Source organism: Gallibacterium genomosp. 1, from assembly GCF_000771875.1.
In the GTDB taxonomy this organism is placed as follows: Bacteria; Pseudomonadota; Gammaproteobacteria; order Enterobacterales; family Pasteurellaceae; genus Gallibacterium.
In genome coordinates this window covers 19,526-43,226 of record NZ_JPXX01000005.1, presented here as the reverse complement: position 1 = coordinate 43,226, position 23,701 = coordinate 19,526, and the positions used below count along the sequence as shown (strand labels likewise).

Below are 23,701 nucleotides of genomic sequence, written 5' to 3'. Positions count from 1 at the left end.
CTACGCAGGAGAGGCGCGGAACTCAGGTCGTTATTTTTAGGTCTGGCACCAAAGAGAAATAATCAGGGGAGTTTCGCCGAGATAAACAACACTACCAGGGTTTTGTTTATCGGCTATTAGGGCTGAATCCCTAAGGCTGTCATCGGTAAACGATGGAGAGCTTCTGAACAAGTCAAGTTTCATCTCTTCCAAGTTTTCCTTAACCTTCTGCAAATTTAATTTTACTCACAATATCATTATTTAAGGAAAAACTATGTCACATTTATCTGTTGCTAAATTTGGTGGTACTAGCGTTGCTAACTACGCTGCAATGCAGTCTTGCGCAAAAATTGTTATTTCTGATCCGAAAACTCGTGTTGTCGTGTTGTCAGCTTCTGCTGGCATCACCAATTTATTAGTAGCTCTTGCTAATGGGTGTGAAAAAACAGAACGTGAAAACTTACTCAATCAAGTTCGACAAATCCAATATAATATTTTAGATGAACTTAAAGATGCGGCAGTATTACGAGAAGAAATTGATCGTTTATTAGATAATATTGAATCACTTTCAGATGCAGCAGCCCTAGCTACTTCACCGGCATTAATTGATGAAATCATCAGCCACGGCGAAATGATGTCTACATTAATTTTCGTGGAAGTCTTACGTGAGCTAGGTGCAAGTGCCACTTGGATTGATGTTCGCACTTTGGTGGCAACCAACGATCATTATGGCAAAGCAGCGCCAAATGATGAATTAACTCAACAAAACTGTGATCGAGTATTAAAACCTTTAATTGATCGTGGTGATCTTATTATTACTCAAGGCTTTATCGGTCGTGCGCCAAATGGCAAAACAACGACTTTAGGTCGTGGTGGTAGTGATTACTCTGCTGCACTATTAGCGGAAGTCTTGGATGCCAATGATGTATTAATCTGGACTGACGTTGCCGGCATTTATACCACTGATCCTCGTATTGCACCAGCAGCACAAAAAATTGATACTATGAGCTTCTCTGAAGCTGCGGAAATGGCAACTTTCGGTGCGAAAGTACTTCATCCAGCAACTTTATTACCAGCCGTGCGTAGCAATATCCCTGTTTTTGTCGGCTCAAGTAAAGCACCAGAACAAGGTGGAACTTGGGTAACTCGTGATCCGCAACCTCGTCCGTTATTCCGTGCGATTGCATTGCGCCGTGATCAAACACTAGTCACTTTATCCAGTTTAAGTATGTTGCACGCACAAGGCTTTTTAGCAAATGTCTTTAATATCCTAGCAAAATACAAAATCTCTGTAGATACCATTACCACTTCAGAAGTCAGCATTGCCTTAACATTGGATAAAACCGGTTCTGCCTCTTCCGGCGCAGAATTACTGTCTAATGAACTTCTCACTGAATTAAGCGAAACCGCTTCTGTTAAAGTGGACACTGGTTTAGCGTTAGTTGCTTTAATCGGCAACAATTTGCATAACACAGCCGGCGTAGCAAAACGTTTATTCAACACCATTGCCGACTACAATGTGCGTATGATCAGCTATGGAGCCAGCAATAACAACGTTTGTCTATTAGTAAAAAGTGAAAATGCGGACGATGTCGTTCGTAAATTACACAAAGAACTTTTTGAATAATTTTGGATATCAAACGAGAGCCTTTGCCAATGCAAAGGCTTTTTTTTTACTCAAAATTAACACAAATATGATGAATTTTTTGTAATTTTTGTGATTTATCTCTCAGTAATGAAATATTACTTCATTTATAATAAAAAAATGATTTATAGCAATCATAAAAGAAACGAGCATCGTCTATTTTTGTACGATCTGCTACTTTCACCCAACTATCTAACTCTATAGGAGAAACGCAATGAAATTTAACAAATTATTACTTGCCACACTATGTATGGGACTTTCTGCAACCGCATTTTCCGCAGAATATGACTTAAAAATGGGCTTAGTAGCTGGTCCAACATCAAATGAATACAAAGCTGCTGAATTTTTTGCTAAAGAAGTTAAAGCAAATTCTAACGGCAAAATTGAGATTTCACTTTATCCAAGCGCACAACTTGGTGACGACCGCTCAATGATTAAACAACTTGGTGATGGTGCATTAGATTTCACTTTCGGTGAATCTGCCCGTTTCCAATTATTCTACCCATCAGCAGAAGTGTTTGCACTTCCTTATATGATTCCGAATTTCAAAGTAGCAAAAGAAGCATTGTTTGATACTAAATATGGTCAAAATTTAGTAAAAAAAATCCACGATGAATTGGGCATCACCATTTTAGCCGATGCTTATAACGGTACTCGCCAAACCACTTCTAACCGAGCCATTAACAGCATCAAAGATATGAAAGGCTTAAAACTTCGTGTACCAAATGCCGCAACTAACCTTGCATATGCAAAATATTCCGGTGCTGCACCTACCCCAATGGCATTTTCTGAAGTTTATTTAGCACTTCAAACCAATTCTGTAGATGGTCAGGAAAATCCATTGCCAACCATTCAGGCACAAAAGTTTGAAGAAGTTCAAAAATATTTAGCTTTGACCAACCATATTCTTAATGACCAACTTTATTTAGTCAGTAATGCAACTCTTGAAGATTTGCCTGAAGATCTGCAAAAAGTAGTTAAAGATGCCGCTGAAAAAGCCGCTGATTACCATACAAAACTATTTGAAGATGGTGAAAAAAATCTTATTGCTTACTTTGAGAGCAAAGGTATGACAGTTACTAAACCGGATCTTGCCCCATTCAAAGAAGCAATGAAACCTTACTATGAAGAATACATTAAGAAAAATGGTAAAGAAGGTGAAGAGGCAATTGCTGAAATCAATGCTTTGACTAAATAATCCTACAAACCTTAGCGTCATACGACGCTAAGGATTTTCTAACCTAAGATGTATGGGGTTATATTTATGAAATATTTTAATAAACTCGAAGAGTGGCTAGGTGGTGTGCTTTTTTTGATTATATTTGTTGTTCTTATTGCACAAATCTTAGCACGACAAGTTTTTAATGATCCTTTAATCTGGAGTGAAGAGTTAGCTAGATTGTTATTTGTTTACGTTGGAATGCTTGGCATTTCAATGGGTATTCGGACACAACAACACGTCTTTATTGACTTTCTAACTAATATGATGTCTGAAAAAATGCGAAAAGCAGCAGTTTCTTTTTCTCAGTTGTTAATTTTCATCTCGCTTATTTTATTTATCCATTTTGGAATTAAACTCTACAATGGAGCTACTTTTGAGATTGTTTCATTGGGTATCTCTGAAAAATGGCTTTACGCTGCATTGCCGTTATTATCCGTGTTAATGTTAATCCGTTTCTTACAGGCACAAGTTGAGAACTATCGTAATAACTTGAGTTATTTTCCTGCTGTATTCTTTCTTATTAGTGCGATTTTATTGATTTCATTAATTTTAGTTCATCCGGATATATTTAAAATTCTACGTGTAACCAACTATGTAAAATTTGGCAGCGAATCTGTTTATATCGTCCTGTTAGTTTGGTTGATCATTATGTTTATTGGCACACCAGTCGGTTGGTCGCTCTTTATTGCCACTATTCTCTACTTCACAATGACGCGTTGGAATGTGGTCAATGCTGCATCTTCAAAACTAGTAGACAGCTTAAACAGCTTCTCTTTATTAAGTGTGCCATTCTTTATTCTTACCGGAATTTTGATGAACACTGGTGGTATTACCACTAAAATTTTCGATTTCGCAAAAGCATTACTCGGACACTATCGTGGCGGTATGGGGAACGTCAATATCGGTGCTAGTTTGATTTTCTCCGGAATGTCAGGTTCTGCTCTAGCTGATGCGGGTGGTTTAGGTCAGTTAGAAATTAAAGCAATGCGTGATGCCGGTTATGATGACGATATGTGTGGTGGCATTACAGCAGCCTCTTGTATTATAGGACCATTAGTACCACCAAGCATTGCAATGATTATTTATGGTGTGATTTCCAATCAATCTATCGCAAAATTATTTGTTGCCGGCTTTGTGCCGGGTGTATTAGTTACTATTGCGTTAATGGTAATGAATTATTTTATTGCTAAAAAACGTAATTATCCACGTACACCAAAAGCTTCGTTAGACGTGCTTTGCCGTGAATTTAAAGGTGCTATCTGGGCATTATTGACGCCAATTCTTATCATTGTCGGTATTTTCTCAGGTTTATTTACCCCAACGGAAGCTGCTGTTATTGCTGCGCTTTATTCTATTATTGTAGGTAAATTCATCTATAAAGAACTCACTTTACAAAGTCTATTCAAAGGTTGTGTAGAGGCTGTAGCGATTACTGGTGTAACCGTGTTGATGGTAATGACCGTAACTTTTTTTGGCGATATGATCGCACGTGAACAGGTTGCAATGAAAATTGCAAAAGTTTTTATTACTTTTGCTGATTCACCATTGATGGTTTTAGTGATGATCAACTTATTGTTGTTATTCTTAGGAATGTTTATCGATGCTTTAGCATTACAATTCCTGGTATTGCCAATGTTGATCCCTATTGCAGTACACTTCAATATTGACCTAATCTTCTTTGGTGTAATGACAACCTTGAATATGATGATCGGCATTTTAACTCCACCTATGGGAATGGCATTATTTGTGGTAGCTCGAGTCGGCAATATGCCAGTCAGTACGGTTACTAAAGGAGTACTACCGTTCTTAATTCCAATCTTCACGACACTGGTTTTAATTACGATTTTCCCTCAAATTATTACCTTTATTCCTAATCTGCTATTACCAGGTTAATCTGATTCCTGAAGAAAAACCCATCAGTTGTAAAACTGATGGGTTTATTTTTTACAAAGGTTAAGAAAAAATCTTCATCACAATTAAAAATAAATCAAATAACAACGGCGCACATAATGAGGTAATCACACCACATAATACTAACGAAATAGAACTGAATGTACCTGCTTTTTTATCTACATCCATACAGGCTGCAGTTCCTAATGCGTGGGACGCCGCACCAATAGATAAACCTATTGCTTCACTACGCTTTAATTTTAACAATTTAACAATGCTATAACCAAATACCGAACCAACCAATCCAGCAATAATCACCAGTACAACAGTAATGGTCGGTACACCACCGATGGTATGAGATACCGCCATTGCCAATGGTGTAGTAATTGATTTAGCAAATAATGTTGCCATTACTTGATTGTTCGCACCTAACAAAAATGCAATAAAAGCACCACTAAACATTGCAAATACGGAAGAAAAGGTAGTAATAAATAAAATGCTACGCCACGATTTTTTAATCTGTGGCAATTGTTCATATAAAGGCAATGCCAACGCAACAATAGACGGAGCTAACAGCATATTCAAGGGCTTATTACCAGCAATATAAGAATGATAAGGAATGTGAAAAATCAATAAAATGGCAACTAATGCACAAACCGTTAAAACAAACGAATTAAAAACGATAGATTTTAATTTCTTATTAATGGTTACCGCAATGGCAAACACGACTATGGTTAATACGGAATAGAGATAAATCATTTTGTAACCCTCACTGCCCGTTTTTCCGCTTTTTTTCTCAATCTGGCAAAAGAGCGGTATGAATACAGATATTCAGCCAACAAACCGGTCATCACAATGACCAAACAGGTACTGACTACAGTCGGGATCAATAACGATACCGCCTGTTCTGTCAATATATCAAAATAATCAATGATACCGACGCTGAGAGGAATGAAAAGCAGTGCCATATAACGAATTAATAATGCTCCGCTCGGCAATAACCACTCTTTTTTTATCAATTTCAGCACTAAACAGATAAATAACAGTAACAATCCCCATATGCTGGAAGGAATACCTATCGGAAACAGATAATTAATCGCTTCTCCCAAGTACAACATCACGTACAGAATTGCAATAGAACGAAATAATTGAAAAATTTTATAAAACATTTTTAATCGAAATATGCCATAATAGGTCACTATTTTACTCCTATTTTGTGATCTATGTCACACTTTAATCGATGAAATTATGATGAAAAAACTATTAATTATCTTATTTTTTTCACTATTTACTTTGAACAGTATTGCCGTTCGAGAAATCAACTGCCAAGTAGTATCAATTAGTGATGGTGATACTTTTACCTGTTTATTAGCCAACAATAAAACAATTAAAGTTCGTCTTGCCCAAGTGGATGCTCCGGAAAAAAAACAACCTTACGGTGATCGTTCCCGTCAATTGTTATCACAATTAATTTTTAAAAAACAGGTGCGTTTAAGTTCAAGCGAATACGATCAATATCATCGTGTTCTTGCAGAAGTATTTGATTCACAAGGGAGAAATATCAATCTTATAATGGTACAACAAGGGTTAGCTTGGGCTTATCGTCAATATATGCACGATAAACAATATTTAGCTGCCGAAGTGCAAGCCAGACAACAACGTCGTGGTTTATGGCAAGATGATAATCCAATTTACCCAAGTAATTGGCGAAAACATAGTAAAAATCCTAGTTTAAAGTTAGATAATCCGCCAGTACCAACACTGGGTAATGTCGATATAAGAACAAAACAACAAAAAACCGTAACTACTCCTGCAAATTGTCAGCAACATCGTAGCTGTAAAAGTTTTAATTCTTGTGCAGAAGCGACTGCATTTTTTAAACAGTGCAATGCTACTTATCTTGATGGCAATCATGACGGAATTCCTTGTAACTCTTTGTGTCGTTAAGGATAACAATGCAATCTTTCACCATTAAACAGTTTCGTAAAGACTTTCCTTTTTTTCAAACAAAAAATGCTGCCGTTTACTTGGATTCAGCGGCAACAACATTACGACCACAAACATTGATTGATACCACAGTTGAATTTTATCGTTCCGCCGGCTCAGTGCATCGTAGCCAATACGATTGGCAACAAACACAGCATTTTGAACAAGCACGACAACTGACGGCTGACTTTATCGGTGCAGAAGATAGAGATTGCATTGTTTGGACTTCCGGTACAACACACAGTCTTAATGCTATTGCCTATGGTTTAGATCATTTTCTACAGGCAGGCGATCAAATCATCATTAGTGAGGCGGAACATCACGCTAATTTTGTTATTTGGCAACAACTGGCATTGCAGAAACAGTTGCAATTAACGGTATTACCGTTACAGGCAGATTATAAAATTGATGAAAAGGTATTAGTACAGGCATTATCCTCTAATACCAAAATTGTTGCACTAAATTGGGTATCAAACATCACCGGCTATAGCCAACCGATTGAAAAATTCTGCACACTAATTCGTCAACTGGCAGAGAATGCATTTATTATTGTTGACGCGGCACAAGCTGTTTTACATCATAAAATTAATTTACAAGCATTAGACATTGATTTTATTGCTTTTTCCGCGCATAAATTGTTTGGCCCAACTGGGCTAGGCATATTAAGTGGTAAAAAATCTGCTCTCAATCAGTTACAACCACTCTTTTATGGAGGCAAAATGGTGGAGAATGTTACGTTACAACACAGTACTTTCCAACCATTACCTTATCGTTTAGAAGCAGGAACACCTAACATTGCCGCAGTTATCGGGTTTGGAGCAGTATTAGCTTGGTTACAACAATATCATTACGCCACATTAGCTCATCATACATTAATGTTAGCTAGCCTTACACGTCAACGCTTAACACAATATCCACATTGTCGAGTATTAAGTGCAAATGATGGGCATATTATTAGCTTTGTATTTGATAATATTGAAAATAGCGATTTATCCACACTGTTAAGCGAACAACAGATCGCTTTGCGTACCGGTCAACATTGTGCCCAACCCTATTTACATTTTCTGCACCAATATGGCACTTTACGCCTCTCCTTTGCGCCTTATAATAATCAACAGGATATTGAGCGCTTTTTTGATGCTTTAAATAATGCGCTCGCCATTTTGGAGGAGCAATGACATTTACAGAAATTCAGCAACTTTTTGCTCAAACTCAAACTTGGGAACAGCGTTATCGACAATTAATTTTTCTAGCTAAACAATTAGAAAAACCTGATGATGAAACTCTCTCAAACATACCGCTGATTGAAGGCTGTGAAAGCCGATTATGGTTTAAACTTGATGACGATCGCTGTATCGCCTATAGTGATGCTCGTATTTTAAACGGCATTTTGTTTATCATTAAAACTGTTCTTTCGGAAACTCCGATAACACAGCGTTCCAGTTTGCAAATCACACCGTTATTGCAACAACTCAAAATTGATCAGCGTTTAAGCGAAACTAGGCTAAATGGACTAAAAAAGATTGAACAGCTAATCCAAAACGCATAATTCATAGATTCTTATCTTGACGTCCTCCCGTCCTAAAGGATGGGGATTCCTACCAGTGCTCATATAAAAAAGCGACCATTCGGTCGCTTTTCAATTCTGAATCCCTATTACTCTTCACCAAGAAGTTTTAAATCACGATTTCTTACTTGATTTTTCAAGATCTCGGTAAACTCTTCCACACTGAAAGTACCCAAATCCGCACCTTTACGTGTACGAACTGCCACTTTGCCTTCGGCAATCTCTTTATCACCGCAAACCAACATATAAGGCACACGTTTTAAGGTATGCTCACGGATTTTGAAACCGATTTTTTCATTGCGTAAATCTGATTTCACACGTAATCCGGCATCAGATAAGGTTTTAACAACCTTTTGCACATAATCTGCTTGGCTATCGGTAATATTCATTACCACTGCTTGAGTCGGTGCCAACCACGCAGGGAAGAAACCGGCATACTCTTCGGTAATAATACCGATGAAGCGCTCAATTGAACCTAAAATAGCACGGTGAATCATAACCGGTGTTTTACGCTCATTATCTTCCGCCACATAAGAGGCATTTAAACGACCCGGTAACGCAAAGTCTAACTGAACAGTGCCACATTGCCATTCACGACCAATACTATCTCGTAAAGCAAACTCCAATTTCGGACCATAGAATGCACCCTCTCCCGGCTGCACTTCATATTCTAAACCATTATGTTCAAGTGCTTTTGCCAAATCCGCTTCAGCACGATCCCACATTTCATCAGAACCGATACGATGTTCCGGACGAGTTGAAAGTTTGACATAAATATCAGTAAAGCCAAATGTACTATAAATGTCATAAACCATTTTAATACAGGAAGTTACTTCGCTTTCAATCTGATTTTCAGTACAGAAAATATGTGCATCATCTTGAGTGAAACCACGAACACGCATTAAGCCGTGCAAAGAACCTGAAGGTTCATTACGGTGGCAAGAACCAAACTCCGCCATACGCAATGGTAAATCACGGTAAGATTTCAAACCTTGATTAAAAATTTGCACGTGTCCAGGACAGTTCATCGGCTTAATCGCATACTCACGGTTTTCTGATGAAGTAGTGAACATTAAATCACCATAGTTCTGCCAGTGACCGGTTTTTTCCCAAAGCACACGATCCATCATAAATGGACCTTTGACTTCTTGATAATCATACTGTTTTAATTTAGTGCGAACAAAAGTTTCCAATTCACGGAAAATTGTCCAACCATCATTATGCCAGAACACCATTCCCGGAGCTTCTTCCTGCATATGATATAAATCTAACGCTTTACCAATTTTACGGTGATCACGTTTTGCAGCTTCTTCAAGACGTTTCAAATATTCAGCAAGCTGTTTCTTATCTGCCCAAGCTGTACCATAAATACGCTGCAACATCTTGTTATTGCTATCGCCTCGCCAATAAGCTCCAGCCACTTTTTGCAATTTAAAGTGATGACAGAAACGCATATTAGGGACGTGTGGACCACGACACATATCAATATATTCCAAATGATGATAAAGCGCCGGTGTAGCGTTTTTTTCAATATTTTCTTCTAAAATTGCCATTTTGTACGGCTCACCACGTTGTTCAAATACATCGTGTGCTTTTTGCCAAGAAACCGGCTCTTTGATCACGTCATAATTAGTTTTCGCTAATTCCAACATTCTTTTTTCAATTTTCTCTAAATCTTCCGTAGTTAAAGAATGATCAAGATCAATGTCATAATAGAAGCCATTTTCTATCGTTGGTCCAATTGCCATTTTGGCGTTAGGATAGAGTTGTTTTAAGGCGTGACCTAATAAATGAGCGCAAGAGTGGCGAATAATTTCTAATCCGTCTTCATCTTTAGCAGTAATAATTTCAACATTTGCATCTTCGTTGATTAAATCACAAGCGTCTTTACGCACACCGTTCACACGTCCGGCAATACACGCTTTAGCTAAACCTGCACCAATACTTTGTGCCACTTCAAGCACTGTAACCGGTTGTTCAAATTGACGTTGAGATCCGTCAGGTAATGTAATAATTGGCATAATAAAAATCCTTACAGTGGTAACCCATACGAGAGGTTACTTGTGTTAATGTTTATTTTCGAATTTTATTGCTATTTCTACTTCAATAGCGAAACAAAACACTATTTCATAGCAAAAATTGCAATAAAATACCCACAAGTTATTGCGGGCAAGAGTATATCACAGCCTCAATAGCAATAAAATTTTAAAATTTAAACTATTTTGATATCAAAGATAAAAATTCCTGCTTAATGGCACGATCCTGACGGAAAATACCCCCATAGGCAGAGGTGACTGTAAAGCTATTCGCATCACGAACTCCGCGACATTTTACACAAAAGTGAGTTGCTCTAACATAAACTGCCACATCATCCGTTTCTAAAATCGTTTGAAATGCCGTTAAAATCTGTTCTGTCAATCTTTCTTGAACTTGAGGACGTTGTGCAAAGAAATCAACTACGCGGTTAATCTTTGATAAGCCAATTACCCATTTTTTAGGATAATAAGCAACTGCGACTTTACCTGAAAAAGTAACAAAATGATGTTCACAGGTGCTGGTCAAATTAATATCATTCACCAACACCATTTCACTAACATTCATTCTATTTTCAATACGAGTAATCTTCGGGAAATTATGGTAATCCAAACCACTAAAAATTTCGTCAAGATACATTTTTGCCAAACGTTTAGGTGTCTCTTCTAAACTGTCGTCTCTTAAATCTAAACCAAGAATCGTCATTACCTCTTTCATATGCTGTTCAATTTTTTGACGACGTTCATCCTGAGTCCCCACACGTGGCATCATTGGTGTTTCCAGACCTTTAGACAATAAAGCGGCTCTAACTTGTTGAGCCTCCAATGAAATTGTATTCATCTACCTCTCCTTATTATGAAGTTTCTATTTTAACAATGGTGATACATTTGTGAAAGAGGGATTTAAAATTCACTGAAACCGTAGAAAGAACTCTCTAAAATTGTTCTATTCTTCTTATTTTTGCTCTGTATTTCTAAAACAAAAATGCTATGATTGGCAGCATTAAATTTTGGAGAAGAAAATGATTAACAGACGAGAGTTGTTACTACAAGAAATGGGCATTACCTTTTGGCAATTAGTACATCCTGAAGTGTTACAGGGTGTAGGAATAATTAATGTGCCAGCCGATATTCATACCATTATTCTATCAGAACAGCATTCGATAATAGGCTCACAGTTAATACAAGATTTACTACGTGCAGCAGAAACAACTACTGATAAAGCCTTAATTATAAACTGTCAACAATTACAACGTTTAGAGAGCGATCATCCACTGCTTGTGTTTTGTGTTGAAGATTGTTTATCACAATTTCAAAACTCAGCATTAGCCAAAATTGCCACACAAATCATTTCATTAAATTCAACATTAATCTTGTCCGTTCAACAAAAACGAACCATTTGGCAACAAATCCAGCACTTTTTACAAAATGAAAACACAATTTCAAACCATCACTGATCACGATTTCACGCAACTATTTCAGATTGAACAAGCGGCACATAGTGTGCCTTGGAGTTTAGCTACACTCAAAAATAATCAGGGTGATAATTACCTTAATTTTAAGGTTTTATATCAAAATAGCATTATTGGATTTTGTATCTGTCAAACTGTTCTTGATGAGGCAACACTATTTAATATTGCAATTGATCCGCAATTTCAAGGAAACGGTTTCGGCAAAGCACTATTACAACATTTGATGAATGAATTAATAGCAAAAGGGATTACAACCTTGTGGCTAGAAGTAAGAGAATCCAATCAAAAAGCAAGAAAATTGTATGAAAATCTCGGCTTTAATGAAGTTACCGTACGAAAAAATTATTATCCTGTTGTCAGTGGTGGACGTGAAAACGCTGTAATTATGGCGTGTTACCTATAGTCTTTAAAATAAACAACACGCCATTTAGCTTATTTAATATACACTAATTTAACATCATCACCGATTAAGCTAACATCACTTAACCGCCATTGTGGTGCATCCTTCAGATGTTGCAATTGCGGCAAATGACAAAGCCCTTTTGCCTGATCACCTAACAATTTCGGTGCAATATAGACAATTAATTCATCTACCAAACCGGCTTCAATTAGCGCTCCGGCTAAAGTTGCACCTGCCTCCACCCAAACTGAATTTATCTGCTGTTTCCCTAGCAAATTAAGTAAATCCGTCAAATAATAAGGGCTTTCTGGTAATTGCTGCTGCTGACAAAATGCCGGGAAATGTTCCATATTACGTGCGCTCGGACTGACCAATAAAATTGAGCTTTCGCTTTCAAACAAACGCCCTCTAGGCTCGATTTGATGTTGAGAATCTAAAATAACACGCAATGGTTGACGTAATTTTTCTTGCGGATAGATTGATTGCACCTCAAGCGGTAATTGTTGCCAACGCACATTTAATGCGGCATTATCCGTCAATACGGTCTTACTGCTGGATAAAATAGTAGATGCCATTGCGCGATATTGCTGCACATCCTGCCGTGCCGCTTCACCTGTAATCCATTGGCTTTCACCATTCGCCATCGCAGTACGACCGTCAATGCTGATCGCCATTTTCAGCTGCACATAAGGGAAGCCGGTACGCATTCTTTTTAAAAAACCTTTGTTCAACTGTTCCGCTTGCTGTTGTAATAGCCCGACCGCCGTTTCAATACCGGCATCCGCCAGCATTTTTAAACCACGTCCGGCAACTTGCGGATTCGGATCTTGCATTGCTGCCACCACACGCTTGACCCCGGCTTCAATCAGCCCTTTCGCACAAGGTGGCGTTCTGCCGTAATGCGAACAGGGCTCGAGTGTAACATAAGCTGTCGCTCCGTTCGCTTTTTCTCCTGCTTCTCGCATTGCCATCACTTCTGCGTGAGGTTCGCCGGCTTTTTCGTGATAACCTTTACCGACAATTTCCCCATTTTTAACCAACACACAACCGACTGCCGGATTAGGTGTGCAAGTAAAACGCCCTTTTTTTGCCAATTCAATCGCCAATGCCATAAATTGGTGATCTTGCTGTGAAAATTCAAAATTTTGCATTATTCTTTATTTAGTTTGTCTATTTCTTCACTGAACTGTTTAATATCATCAAAACTGAGATAAACCGATGCAAAACGGATATAGGCAACTTTATCCATTTTTTTCAACTCATTCATTACCAATGTACCAACCATTTTGCTTGGCACTTCTCGCTCACCGGTGGCTTGCAATGTATGCATTATGCGGTTGACCGCCGCCTCAATCTGCATTTCACTGACCGGTCGTTTCTCCAATGCGTGATAAATACCGGCACGCAATTTTTCCTCATTAAAAGGTTCACGATTGCCGTTATTCTTAATAATACGAGGAATCACCAATTCCGCAGATTCAAAAGTGGTAAAACGCTCTTTGCACTGGGTGCATTCACGGCGACGTCTGACTTGATAGCCTTCGGAAACAAGACGACTATCAATCACTTTCGTTTCCGGCGCTGAACAAAACGGACAATGCATATTGCCTCCTTCATAAATAATTTATTTTATTCACTCCCCTATACTACCTGATACAAAACAGATAGAAAGGGGGAATATAAAATATTTCATTGCAAAATGGTTGTGAAAAATCAGCCTAACTGTTGTAACAAATTAAAAATACGCTTATCTGAGATCGGATATGCGGTTTTTAACTGCTGTGCAAAGAGGCTGACACGTAACTCCTCAATCATATAACGAACTTCCAAAATTTCATCACTGATCGGTTTAGATTTCGGCAATTTATTCAATAGCTGTTGATAAGCCTGCTGCACGCTCTCTATTTTCAACATTAAGGCACGATCACGATTGACATCCTGTGCCACTTTATCAAGCCGTTTATCAATCGCTTGTAAATAGCGTAATAAATCTGCTAAGCGTTTATAACCGCTCTTCGCCACAAAACCCGGATAAATCAAATGGTTAAGCTGCGTTTTAATATCGGATAAAGCAAACGCCAAATTAAAATCCAGACGCCCTTTCATCCGTTTATTAATTTCATATGCCAACGTTAAAATCTGCTCAACTTTTTGTGCAATATCCACAGTAGCATCATTTAAATTTTCACGGACAAAATCTCGCAACTGTTCAAATTGCTGCTCCTGCCAAACCACACCGCCAAAATCGCTGATTAATTTATCCACCGCACAAGCAATACAGTCATCAATAAGCTGCAATACTGTGCCAAACGGAGTGAAATAAAGCCCTAATTTTGCTTTATTCGGTAATTTTTCGTGTAAATATTTTATCGGTGAAGGCACATTCAACAGCAACAGACGGCGCAATCCTTGACGCATCGCACGTTGCTGTTCAAATTCCGTTTCAAACAATTTAATACCGACCGACTCCTTCTCATCAACAATTGCCGGATAGGCTTTGATACTGAAGCCACGTTTTTTTTGCTCATAGTATTGCGGCAAAGTATCAAAATTCCAAATATGAATACCGCTCTGCTCAATGCCGTCATCTGCCACTTCAGTAATACTTTGCTGCACTTGATCTTTTAAAGAAACTTTTAAAGCATCAAGATCGTTGCTTTCTGCAATTTTACGTCCTTTTTCATCAATCACGCGAAAACTCATTTTCAAATGTGACGGCACTTGTTGCCAATTCCATCCGGTCGGTTCAACCCAAACACCGGTCATTTTGCGTAGCTGTTCACTTAAACTTTCCACCAATGGTTTTTCCAATGGTGTCACTCGCGCCAAAAAGGCTTCGGCATAATTCGGTGCCGGTACAAAATTACGGCGCAATGCTTTCGGTAAGGATTTAATCAATGCCACCACCAACTCCTGACGCAACCCCGGAATTTGCCATTCAAAGCCATTTAATTCGATCTGGTTGAGTAACAGCAATGGAATATGTACGGTTACGCCATCCGCATCCGTTCCCGGTTCAAACTGATAACTTAATTTCAGTTTTAAATTGCCTTGATGCCAAAAATTAGGGAAATCTAAGGTACTGACCGAGGTTTCATCATTCAACAGGAATGACTTTTCAAAATTGAGCAATTCTGCATCTTTCTTCTGTGCCTGTTGCCACCAACGATCAAAATGGCGTTGTGATACCACCTCCGCTGGAATACGCTGATCATAAAAATCAAACAACGCCTGCTCGCTGACTAAAATATCACGACGACGTGTTTTATGTTCCAACTCTTCCACTTCTTTGATAAGCTTCTGATTTTCAAAGAAGAATTTATGTTTAGTGTGCCAATCTCCCTCCACTAATGCAGAACGAATAAAAATCTCACGACAAATCATTGGATCAATGGCACTATAATTAACCGTTCTTGCTTGTACGATCGGTACACCGTACAGTGTTACTTTTTCACTAGCTAAAACAGCTCCCTGTTTTTTCGACCAATGTGGCTCGTGATAACTTTTTTTCACCAAATGCTGTGCCAACGGTTCAATCCATTCCGCTTCAATCGTCGCAACAACTCTACCCCATAATTTAGACGTTTCGACTAATTCTGCTGCCATACACCATCGAGGTTGTTTTTTAAACAATGTGGAAGCTGGAAAAATTGAAAAATGGGCATTCCTTGCGCCAAGGTATTGCTGTTTTTCCGTCTCTTTACTACCAATATGTGAGAGCAATCCGGCTAATAGTGCAGTGTGAATCGGCATATATTCTGCTGCTTCAGTATTGATCGCAAGCCCCATTTCCCGAACACTTAAACGTAACTGATGATAAATTTCCTGCCATTCACGAATTCGTAAATAATTGAGGTAATCTTTTTGACACAAACGTCTAAATTGATTTCGAGAAAGCTGTTTCTGCTGTTCCTGAATATAACGCCACAAATTTACGAAAACCAAGAAATCCGAATGTTTATCCGCAAAACGGCGATGCTTATCATCTGCTGATTGCTGTTTATCAAGTGGTCTTTCTCTCGGATCTTGAATCGACAATGCGGCAACAATTACCAACACTTCACGCAGGCTACCGTTACTTGCTGCCATCAACACCATTTTTGCCAAACGAGGATCTACCGGCAGACGTGCGAGTTGTCGTCCACTTTCCGTTAAAATCCGTTTGTCACCATAACGCCCTTTCACCATTTTGAAGGCCTGCAACTCATCCAATAAACGTAATCCATCTTGAATTTGGCGACGATCCGGTGCATCAACAAACGGAAATGATTCAATATCATCCAGACCTAATGCGGTCATTTGCAAAATGACCGATGCAAGATTGGTACGCAAAATCTCCGGATCAGTGAATTGCGGTCTACTATTAAAATCCTCTTCAGAATAAAGACGAATACAAATCCCTTCACTAACACGTCCGCAACGCCCTTTACGTTGATTTGCCGAAGCTTGTGAAATCGGCTCAATCGGCAATCGCTGTACTTTGGTGCGATAACTGTAACGTGAAATTCTTGCTGTGCCGGGATCAATCACATATTTAATTCCGGGAACAGTCAAAGAAGTTTCCGCAACATTGGTGGCTAAAATAATGCGATTTAAAGCTCCCGGATGGAAAATGCGATTCTGTTCCTGTGCCGATAAACGAGCATAAAGCGGCAAAATTTCAGTATGGCGTAAATCCCTTTTTTCTAAGGCTTCTGCGGTATCACGAATTTCACGTTCACCATTCATAAAAATTAAAATATCACCTCGACCCTCCGCCTGTAATTCATCTACCGCATCAAAGATCGCCTGCAACTGATCTTGATCTTCACTCTCCGCAATTGGTCGATACCTCACCTCAACTGGATAAGTTCGCCCCGAAACCTCTATAATCGGTGCATTATTAAAATGTTTAGCAAAACGCTCAACATCAATGGTCGCTGAGGTAATAATCACTTTTAAATCTGGTCTTTTAGGCAATAATTGCTTTAAATATCCCAAAATAAAATCATTGTTCAGGCTACGCTCATGAGCTTCATCAATAATCAACACGTCATATTGATTTAAATAACGATCCGCTTGAATTTCCGCCAATAAAATACCATCTGTCATCAATTTTATCTGCGTATTTTCACTGACTTGATCATTAAAACGTACCTTATAACCAACAATATCTCCAAGCTCGGTTTGTAACTCTTCTGCGATTCGGGTGGCAACAGAACGTGCGGCAATACGGCGAGGTTGCGTATGCCCGATAAATCCTTTTTTCCCTAAACCCAATGCTAAACACATCTTTGGAATCTGTGTGGTTTTGCCCGATCCTGTTTCACCGGCAATCACCACTACCTGATGAGTGGCGATTGCACTCATAATTTCTTCACTACGTTGGCTCACCGGTAAATCTTCCGGAAAAGTAATTTGCAATGGACGTTGTTGTCGTTGCAATAATTTTTGCTTTGCCGTTTCAACCGCATTGGTTAATAAAGCCTGCAATTCCGCTTTTGCCTGTGCCGGAGCTTTTTTTATTCTCGCCGCTAACAAATATTTATCCGCGAACATTACCTGATCAAGTTCAGATAACAATTGTTTTTGCCACGCTGCTAATGGTGCTCTGTTTACGTTTTTATGTTTCACATTGCGCTGAGATTTTGTTGCTGTTTTTGTTTGAAATTCCGTCATATTTTTTAACTATTCTTCGATTTGATATTCTGCTTTTAAGGCTGACAATAGCCCTGAAATTAATTGCGCCAGTTCAGTTTCGCTAATAATAAATGGCGGCATAACATAAACCAGTTTGCCGAATGGACGCAACCAAACCCCTTGCTCAACAAATTTAGGCTGTAAGGTTGCTATATTCACGGCTTGTTTCATTTCAATCACCCCGATTGCGCCCAACACTCTTACTTCCTGCACACAATCCCATCGTGCTGCTTCCGCCAAGCCCTGTTTTAATTGCTGTTCAATTCGTTTTATCCGTGCCTGCCAATCGCTTTGTAATAATAGTTTAATTGAGGCATTTGCCACTGCACAAGCTAATGGATTTCCCATAAAAGTTGGCCCGTGCATAAAACATTTTGCCTTACCGGTACAAATAGTTTCCGCTACTTGCTTAGAAGTTATCGTTGCCGACAAGGTCATATAACCCCCAGTTAACGCCTTCCCAATACAGATAATATCCGGAATCACATTAGCGTGCTGATAAGCAAATAGTTTTCCTGTACGTCCGAAACCAGTAGCGATTTCATCAAAAATAAGCAAAACACCATACTGTTCGCATAGTGCTTTAGCTTTCTGTAAATAAACAGGGGAATAAAAATACATTCCACCCGCACCTTGCACAATCGGCTCAAGAATCAAGCCAGCAATGGTTTGATGATGTTTTTCCAACAAATCCTGTAACGGTAAAATCGCTTGCTCCTGCCACGCCTGATCAAATTTTATTGGTGGCTGTGGCAAGAAATATTGGATCGGCAAACTTTTACTGAAAAGTGAGTGCATTCCAGTAACCGGATCGCAAACCGACATTGCGTGCCAAGTATCACCGTGATAACCAGAGCGAATAGTAGCAAACTGATAACGATTACTTTCACCTTTAGCCTGTTGATATTGAATTGCCATTTTCATTGCTACTTCAACCGCAACTGAACCGCTATCGGCAAAAAAAATCTTATCCAATGGTTGCGGTAAAATGGAAAGAAGTGTTTGCGCCAGTTCTGCCGCCGGTTCGTGAGTAAAACCGCCAAACATAATATGACTCATTTTACTGATTTGTTGTTGCAGTGTTTGATTTAACTCCGGATGATTATATCCGTGTAATGCTGCCCACCACGAAGACATTCCATCAATTAATGTCCGACCATCTTTTAATGTAATTACTACACCGTCCGCTCGTTCCACCGGATAAACTGATACCGGTTCAAGCATAGAAGTATAAGGATGCCAAATATGCTCACGATCAATAGAAATAAGTTGCTGTAAATCCATTCTTCTCTCCTAAAAATATCGCCTCACAAGGAAATCCTAATGAGGCGCTATTTTTGCTTTAATCATTCAATCAGCCATAATTTATTCTTGTAGCTGATCTAACATTTCCTGATTAATTTCAATCTTTGCTTTCTCACGCAATGCTTTCAATAGTGTTGCTTGCAAATCATTTACACGGAACTGCATCAATTGCGAAATAAATACTTTTTGTTGTTCAGCTGATAATTGACCATCTTCAACTTTATCCAAAGCAATCGCTACAATATCACCATTTTGATCTATGCCAACGTGATAACTTGGTTTACCATCTACCGGTAACGGCATTGCAAAAATCTGTTTATCCAATGCCGGATTTTTGCTTTCCGCATAAATTGTTGTCAGATTTTGTTTAAATTCTATCGCACTATTATCACCGGATTGTAATTTAGTTACCAACGACTTCACACGATCCAATTCAATATTTTCTGCTTTCTCTCGCTGTAATAATGTTGTAATTTGCATTTTTGCTTCAGCTAAAGATTTAGTACCTGCCGCTTTATGATCTACAACTCGGAAAATGATACTGTGGTTTTCACCAACGCTAATCATTTGTGAGTTCATACCTCCCTGAACAAGTTCTGGGCTGAACATTTCAGTAATCACATTGCTAAAATTTAAAGCCGCCGGTACATCATCACGTGCAAAATAACTTGTCTCTTCAACTGTTAAATTGCCCTCTTTGGCAGCATTAACCAAACCACTTTGATCTTCAAATGCTTTATCTGCGACCGCTTTTTCAACACTAAAATATTTACGTTCTGCCAGATCCTGACGCACAAGATCAGTAATACGACTTTTAACCTCTTCTAGCGGTAATACTGTAGCTTCATTACGAGCCAACACTTTAATAATGTGATATTTATCATCCACTTTGGTTGGTTTGCTATAAGCTCCTACTGCTGTGTTATCAGCCACAGTCTCAAAGGCTTTCGGTAATTGTCCTGCAACCACCCAACTTAAATCACCACCATTAACCGCTGTTAAACGGTCAATAGAATATTTTTTCGCTAACTCAGCAAAATCTGCACCCTGTTGCAATTTGTTGTAAATATTATCCGCTTCCGCCTGTGTATTTACTTGAATATGAGCAATATGCTGTTTTGCCTGCCCCATAAATTGAGATTTATTGTCTTGATAATATTGAGCAACTTCAACATCACTCACTTTCAGCTCTTTCGCCAAATTATCTTTATTAACATCAATATATTGTACTTTTACTAACTCAGGTGTGGCAAAAGCAGCCTTATGCTCATTGTAATATTTCTCAATTTCCTGATCTGAAATGGTCTGTTTAGCCGCTAAATCCGCTACTGGGAAAGTTGCTAAACGCACATTTCTTTTCTGAAAGAATAATTTCACAAATTGCTGTTGTTGCGCTTCAGTTAAGAAATCACTTGCCAATAAAGATCCCATTAATTGTGATAAAACTAAATCCTGACGCACAATTTCCGCATATTGATCCGGAGTAAGATTATTATTAGCTAACAATTGTTGATAAACTGCGTTATCAAATTGACCATCTTTTTGGAATACTGGATTCATTACGATCGCCTGCTTAATCGCTTCATCGCCTACACCCAATCCCAACTCTTTGCTGTATTGGCGTAATAATTCATCATCAATTAAACGATCCAATACAGAATGACGTAAACCGTTGGTAAATTCGGCAGAATCCGCCACTGCAGCAAATTTATCCCCCATCTGCATCGCCAGCTGTTGATATTGGCTTTGATATTGTTGTTGGAAAAGACGTTGGGAAATTTCAACACCATTTACGGTTGCCGCCGAGGTGTTTTGGCGGGAAATTAAATAACCGGCAACACCACTCAACACAAATGAAATGGCAATGACCGACATTAATACTTTCCAGACCATACTATGTGTATAGCCACGCAGTTTCTCCATCATAATGAGAGCTTCCTTATAATAAAAACAATAATGGACAAAATTATATAGAAAAGTTGGGTTGGCTGCATCTATTAAAAAGCCGGTCATCTTATTTTGACCGGCTTTTTGCTGATTAATTGACAGTTGATGTCATATTTTTACTACTACGTTTTTTCGGAGTGGCTAAATTTTTCACTACCTCAATCCCGACCGGTGGTTTTTCCAGTGCCAATGCTAAAACTTCATCAATAGTTTCAACCGGACGAATATCCAATGCAGATTTCGCATTTTCCGGAATTTCTTCAAGATCTTTGACATTATCTTTCGGGATTAAGACGCGCTTAATACCTCCACGATGTGCTGCCAATAATTTCTCTTTTAAGCCACCGATTGGCAACACTTTACCACGCAAAGTAATTTCACCTGTCATTGCCACATCGGCACGCACAGGATTACCGGTTAAGCAAGAAACCAAAGCGGTACACATTGCTATCCCTGCACTTGGGCCATCTTTCGGGGTTGCCCCTTCAGGAACGTGAATATGAATATCTCGTTTTTCATAGAAATCCGCATTAATACCCAACTGTTCAGCTCTAGCACGAACTACCGTCATTGCTGCCTGAATGGATTCTTTCATTACATCACCCAAAGAACCAGTGTAATTTAATTTACCTTTGCCTGACACTGAAGCCGCTTCAATAGTTAATAAATCACCTCCAACTTCTGTCCACGCCAAACCAGTAACTTCTCCAACACAGTTTTGATTATCTGCTTTGCCGTATTCAAAACGTCTGACGCCAAGATAATCGTGTAGATTACTACTATCAACAACAACTTGTTTCAAGGATTTATCCAATAATAAATTCTTCACTGCTTTACGGCAGATTTTAGAAATATCTCGTTCTAAATTACGCACACCCGCTTCACGTGTGTAATAACGAATAATATCTAAAATTGCTTCTTCTTTAACGATTAACTCTTTTGCTTTCAAACCATTACGTTCCATCTGTTTGTTCAACAAATGACGCATTGCAATGTTCAGTTTTTCATCCTCGGTATAACCAGAAAGACGAATGACTTCCATACGATCAAGTAACGGTCCCGGTATATTCATTGAGTTGGAAGTGGCAACAAACATCACATCGGAAAGGTCATAATCTACCTCAAGATAATGATCACTGAATGTGTTATTCTGTTCCGGATCTAACACCTCCAATAACGCTGATGCCGGATCGCCACGCATATCCGCACCCAATTTATCAATTTCATCCAACAAGAATAATGGGTTTTTCACACCCACTTTCGCCATATTTTGGATAAGTTTACCCGGCAAAGCACCAATATAAGTTCGACGATGACCACGAATTTCAGCTTCATCACGCACGCCACCTAACGCCATTCTCACATATTTACGACCGGTAGCTTGAGCAATAGATTGCCCCAATGAAGTTTTACCAACCCCCGGAGGCCCTACCAAACATAAAATTGGTCCACGAATCTGATTGGTACGAGTTTGTACCGCTAAATATTCTAGAATGCGTTCTTTAACACGTTCCAATCCATAATGATCATTATTTAAAATTTCTTCCGCCTGTTTTAGATCTTTTTTCACCTTAGTGCGTTTATGCCACGGTACTTGTACCATCCAATCAATATAAGTACGAACCACAGAGGCTTCCGCTGACATCGGCGACATCATTTTTAATTTTTGTAATTCCGATTCCGCCTTTTCTTGAACCTCTTTAGGCATTTTTGCATCAGCAATTTTTTTCTTTAATTGTTGTACTTCATTTTCAACAGTTTCTACTTCACCAAGCTCTTTTTGTATTGCTTTAATCTGTTCATTCAAATAGTAATCGCGTTGATTTTTTTCCATCTGTTTTTTCACACGATCACGAATTTTTTTATCCAAGCTACTGATTTCCATTTCCGCTTGAATTAACCCTAGTAACATTTCAAAGCGAGCAAAGACATTATCTTGTTCCAATAATGTCTGCTTTTTCTCTAATGAGAATGGTATATTGCCTGCTAAAGTATCAACCAGTTTTTTCGGATCGTGAATATCTTTCAATGCGGTTAATACTTCAGGTTTAACTTTATTATGTTGTTGATGTGCAAATTTATCCAATTCAGTTAAAACTGTCGTCTGAATAACATCCAACTCAACATCATTATCTACGATCTCAGTGATTTCACTTATCTCGGCAGAATAATATTCCTCACTCTCAAATGAAAGTACTTTCGCTCTTGATTTTCCTTCGACAAGTACCTTTACTGTGCCATCCGGCAATTTCAACAATTGAATAATAGTAGCAACTGTTCCTATTTGGTAAATATCTTTTGCAGTCGGCTCTTCCAAATTAGCTTCTTTTTGAGTCACTAATAAAATATCTTTGCCACTATCCATCGCTTCATCAAGACTACGGATAGACTTTGTTCTTCCTACATATAGCGGCATTACGATATGTGGAAACACGACAACATCCCGTAACGGTAAGACAGGAATCTGTTTTTGTGGTAACTCTTTGCTCATAATTATAGTTCTCTTGTCTATTTCTATAGTTTGAGGTATATGGGGGAACTTTTTTTGATATCAAGGGTAATAGGTCTTTTTCATC

At 38.6% G+C, this 23,701-nt stretch carries 18 protein-coding genes and 1 riboswitch; of the genes, 8 read left to right on the top strand and 10 right to left on the bottom strand.

Going from position 1 to position 23,701, the window contains the following annotated elements; all coding sequences use genetic code 11:
• Positions 1-171, top strand: a riboswitch (Lysine riboswitch).
• Positions 172-253: 82 nt separating this feature from the next.
• The 3 genes from lysC to JP36_RS01485 all read left to right on the top strand — a co-directional run bounded on the left by lysC (position 254) and on the right by JP36_RS01485 (position 4,739).
• Positions 254-1,606 carry a lysine-sensitive aspartokinase 3 gene (lysC, locus tag JP36_RS01495; protein WP_039171252.1) on the top strand — a complete coding sequence of 451 codons (1,353 nt, stop codon included), beginning with the start codon at positions 254-256 and terminating at the stop codon, positions 1,604-1,606.
• A 232-nt stretch (positions 1,607-1,838) separates the two neighbouring features.
• Positions 1,839-2,822 (top strand): sialic acid TRAP transporter substrate-binding protein SiaP, encoded by a 984-nt coding sequence (locus tag JP36_RS01490; RefSeq protein WP_039171251.1) that lies wholly within the window; start codon positions 1,839-1,841, stop codon positions 2,820-2,822.
• A gap of 66 nt (positions 2,823-2,888) precedes the next feature.
• Positions 2,889-4,739 (top strand): TRAP transporter large permease subunit, encoded by a 1,851-nt coding sequence (locus JP36_RS01485; protein WP_039171248.1) that lies wholly within the window; start codon positions 2,889-2,891, stop codon positions 4,737-4,739.
• Positions 4,740-4,799: 60 nt separating this feature from the next.
• On the opposite strand, the gene JP36_RS01480 is transcribed toward JP36_RS01485, so the two are convergent.
• Together JP36_RS01480 and JP36_RS01475 are read right to left on the bottom strand one after the other, a co-directional pair.
• Positions 4,800-5,495 (bottom strand): CidB/LrgB family autolysis modulator, encoded by a 696-nt coding sequence (locus tag JP36_RS01480; RefSeq protein ID WP_039089263.1) that lies wholly within the window; start codon positions 5,493-5,495, stop codon positions 4,800-4,802.
• The gene (locus JP36_RS01475; RefSeq protein WP_039135835.1) at positions 5,492-5,905 is read right to left on the bottom strand and encodes a CidA/LrgA family protein; all 414 of its coding nucleotides are present in this window, start codon (positions 5,903-5,905) and stop codon (positions 5,492-5,494) included. The genes JP36_RS01480 and JP36_RS01475 overlap by 4 nt, the downstream gene beginning before the upstream one ends.
• Before the next feature lie 82 nt (positions 5,906-5,987).
• Between JP36_RS01475 and JP36_RS01470 the strand changes: the two genes are divergently transcribed.
• From JP36_RS01470 to JP36_RS01460, 3 genes are read left to right on the top strand one after another with little or no spacing between them, the layout of a single operon-like run.
• Positions 5,988-6,683 (top strand): thermonuclease family protein, encoded by a 696-nt coding sequence (locus JP36_RS01470; protein ID WP_039171246.1) that lies wholly within the window; start codon positions 5,988-5,990, stop codon positions 6,681-6,683.
• 8 nt (positions 6,684-6,691) lie between these two features.
• Positions 6,692-7,900, top strand: a complete 1,209-nt coding sequence (locus JP36_RS01465) for an aminotransferase class V-fold PLP-dependent enzyme (protein ID WP_039171244.1) — start codon at positions 6,692-6,694, stop codon at positions 7,898-7,900.
• Positions 7,897-8,271 (top strand): SufE family protein, encoded by a 375-nt coding sequence (locus tag JP36_RS01460; protein WP_039171242.1) that lies wholly within the window; start codon positions 7,897-7,899, stop codon positions 8,269-8,271. The genes JP36_RS01465 and JP36_RS01460 overlap by 4 nt, the downstream gene beginning before the upstream one ends.
• A 107-nt stretch (positions 8,272-8,378) precedes the next feature.
• Here the strand turns inward: JP36_RS01460 and thrS are convergent, their stop codons facing one another.
• Together thrS and folE are read right to left on the bottom strand one after the other, a co-directional pair.
• Entirely contained in the window at positions 8,379-10,310 is a 1,932-nt protein-coding gene (gene thrS / locus JP36_RS01455; RefSeq protein WP_039171240.1) for a threonine--tRNA ligase, read from the bottom strand.
• Positions 10,311-10,506: 196 nt separating this feature from the next.
• Positions 10,507-11,163 carry a GTP cyclohydrolase I FolE gene (folE, locus tag JP36_RS01450; protein WP_039171238.1) on the bottom strand — a complete coding sequence of 219 codons (657 nt, stop codon included), beginning with the start codon at positions 11,161-11,163 and terminating at the stop codon, positions 10,507-10,509.
• Positions 11,164-11,344: 181 nt separating this feature from the next.
• Here folE and JP36_RS01445 point away from each other — a divergent pair, with 181 nt between their 5' ends.
• Together JP36_RS01445 and rimI are read left to right on the top strand one after the other, a co-directional pair.
• Positions 11,345-11,779 (top strand): DNA polymerase III subunit psi, encoded by a 435-nt coding sequence (locus JP36_RS01445; protein WP_039171236.1) that lies wholly within the window; start codon positions 11,345-11,347, stop codon positions 11,777-11,779.
• On the top strand, positions 11,751-12,197 hold the full coding sequence (gene rimI, locus JP36_RS01440) for a ribosomal protein S18-alanine N-acetyltransferase (RefSeq protein WP_039171234.1): 447 nt from the start codon (positions 11,751-11,753) through the stop codon (positions 12,195-12,197). The genes JP36_RS01445 and rimI overlap by 29 nt, the downstream gene beginning before the upstream one ends.
• A 29-nt stretch (positions 12,198-12,226) precedes the next feature.
• Here rimI and ribD read toward each other — a convergent pair whose 3' ends face one another.
• The 6 genes from ribD to lon form a co-directional block, all read right to left on the bottom strand.
• Positions 12,227-13,345 (bottom strand): bifunctional diaminohydroxyphosphoribosylaminopyrimidine deaminase/5-amino-6-(5-phosphoribosylamino)uracil reductase RibD, encoded by a 1,119-nt coding sequence (gene ribD / locus JP36_RS01435; protein ID WP_039171232.1) that lies wholly within the window; start codon positions 13,343-13,345, stop codon positions 12,227-12,229.
• Positions 13,345-13,797 (bottom strand): transcriptional regulator NrdR, encoded by a 453-nt coding sequence (gene nrdR / locus JP36_RS01430; protein ID WP_013746959.1) that lies wholly within the window; start codon positions 13,795-13,797, stop codon positions 13,345-13,347. The genes ribD and nrdR overlap by 1 nt, the downstream gene beginning before the upstream one ends.
• A gap of 110 nt (positions 13,798-13,907) precedes the next feature.
• The gene (gene hrpA / locus JP36_RS01425; RefSeq protein WP_039171230.1) at positions 13,908-17,852 is read right to left on the bottom strand and encodes an ATP-dependent RNA helicase HrpA; all 3,945 of its coding nucleotides are present in this window, start codon (positions 17,850-17,852) and stop codon (positions 13,908-13,910) included.
• Between the two features lie 9 nt (positions 17,853-17,861).
• On the bottom strand, positions 17,862-19,157 hold the full coding sequence (bioA, locus tag JP36_RS01420) for an adenosylmethionine--8-amino-7-oxononanoate transaminase (RefSeq protein WP_039171227.1): 1,296 nt from the start codon (positions 19,155-19,157) through the stop codon (positions 17,862-17,864).
• Positions 19,158-19,238: 81 nt separating this feature from the next.
• Positions 19,239-21,104, bottom strand: coding sequence for a peptidylprolyl isomerase (ppiD, locus tag JP36_RS01415; protein ID WP_039171225.1), 1,866 nt, complete (start codon positions 21,102-21,104; stop codon positions 19,239-19,241).
• Between the two features lie 112 nt (positions 21,105-21,216).
• On the bottom strand, positions 21,217-23,619 hold the full coding sequence (gene lon / locus JP36_RS01410; RefSeq protein WP_209434461.1) for an endopeptidase La: 2,403 nt from the start codon (positions 23,617-23,619) through the stop codon (positions 21,217-21,219).
• Positions 23,620-23,701 lie beyond the last annotated feature (82 nt).

Coding starts and splice junctions, on each gene's coding strand:
- lysC (WP_039171252.1), top strand. CDS start 254: ATGTCACATTTATCTGTTGCTAAATTTGGTGGTACTAGCGTTGCTAAC.
- JP36_RS01490 (WP_039171251.1), top strand. CDS start 1,839: ATGAAATTTAACAAATTATTACTTGCCACACTATGTATGGGACTTTCT.
- JP36_RS01485 (WP_039171248.1), top strand. CDS start 2,889: ATGAAATATTTTAATAAACTCGAAGAGTGGCTAGGTGGTGTGCTTTTT.
- JP36_RS01480 (WP_039089263.1), bottom strand. CDS start 5,495: ATGATTTATCTCTATTCCGTATTAACCATAGTCGTGTTTGCCATTGCG.
- JP36_RS01475 (WP_039135835.1), bottom strand. CDS start 5,905: ATGTTTTATAAAATTTTTCAATTATTTCGTTCTATTGCAATTCTGTAC.
- JP36_RS01470 (WP_039171246.1), top strand. CDS start 5,988: ATGAAAAAACTATTAATTATCTTATTTTTTTCACTATTTACTTTGAAC.
- JP36_RS01465 (WP_039171244.1), top strand. CDS start 6,692: ATGCAATCTTTCACCATTAAACAGTTTCGTAAAGACTTTCCTTTTTTT.
- JP36_RS01460 (WP_039171242.1), top strand. CDS start 7,897: ATGACATTTACAGAAATTCAGCAACTTTTTGCTCAAACTCAAACTTGG.
- thrS (WP_039171240.1), bottom strand. CDS start 10,310: ATGCCAATTATTACATTACCTGACGGATCTCAACGTCAATTTGAACAA.
- folE (WP_039171238.1), bottom strand. CDS start 11,163: ATGAATACAATTTCATTGGAGGCTCAACAAGTTAGAGCCGCTTTATTG.
- JP36_RS01445 (WP_039171236.1), top strand. CDS start 11,345: ATGATTAACAGACGAGAGTTGTTACTACAAGAAATGGGCATTACCTTT.
- rimI (WP_039171234.1), top strand. CDS start 11,751: ATGAAAACACAATTTCAAACCATCACTGATCACGATTTCACGCAACTA.
- ribD (WP_039171232.1), bottom strand. CDS start 13,345: ATGCAAAATTTTGAATTTTCACAGCAAGATCACCAATTTATGGCATTG.
- nrdR (WP_013746959.1), bottom strand. CDS start 13,797: ATGCATTGTCCGTTTTGTTCAGCGCCGGAAACGAAAGTGATTGATAGT.
- hrpA (WP_039171230.1), bottom strand. CDS start 17,852: ATGACGGAATTTCAAACAAAAACAGCAACAAAATCTCAGCGCAATGTG.
- bioA (WP_039171227.1), bottom strand. CDS start 19,157: ATGGATTTACAGCAACTTATTTCTATTGATCGTGAGCATATTTGGCAT.
- ppiD (WP_039171225.1), bottom strand. CDS start 21,104: ATGATGGAGAAACTGCGTGGCTATACACATAGTATGGTCTGGAAAGTA.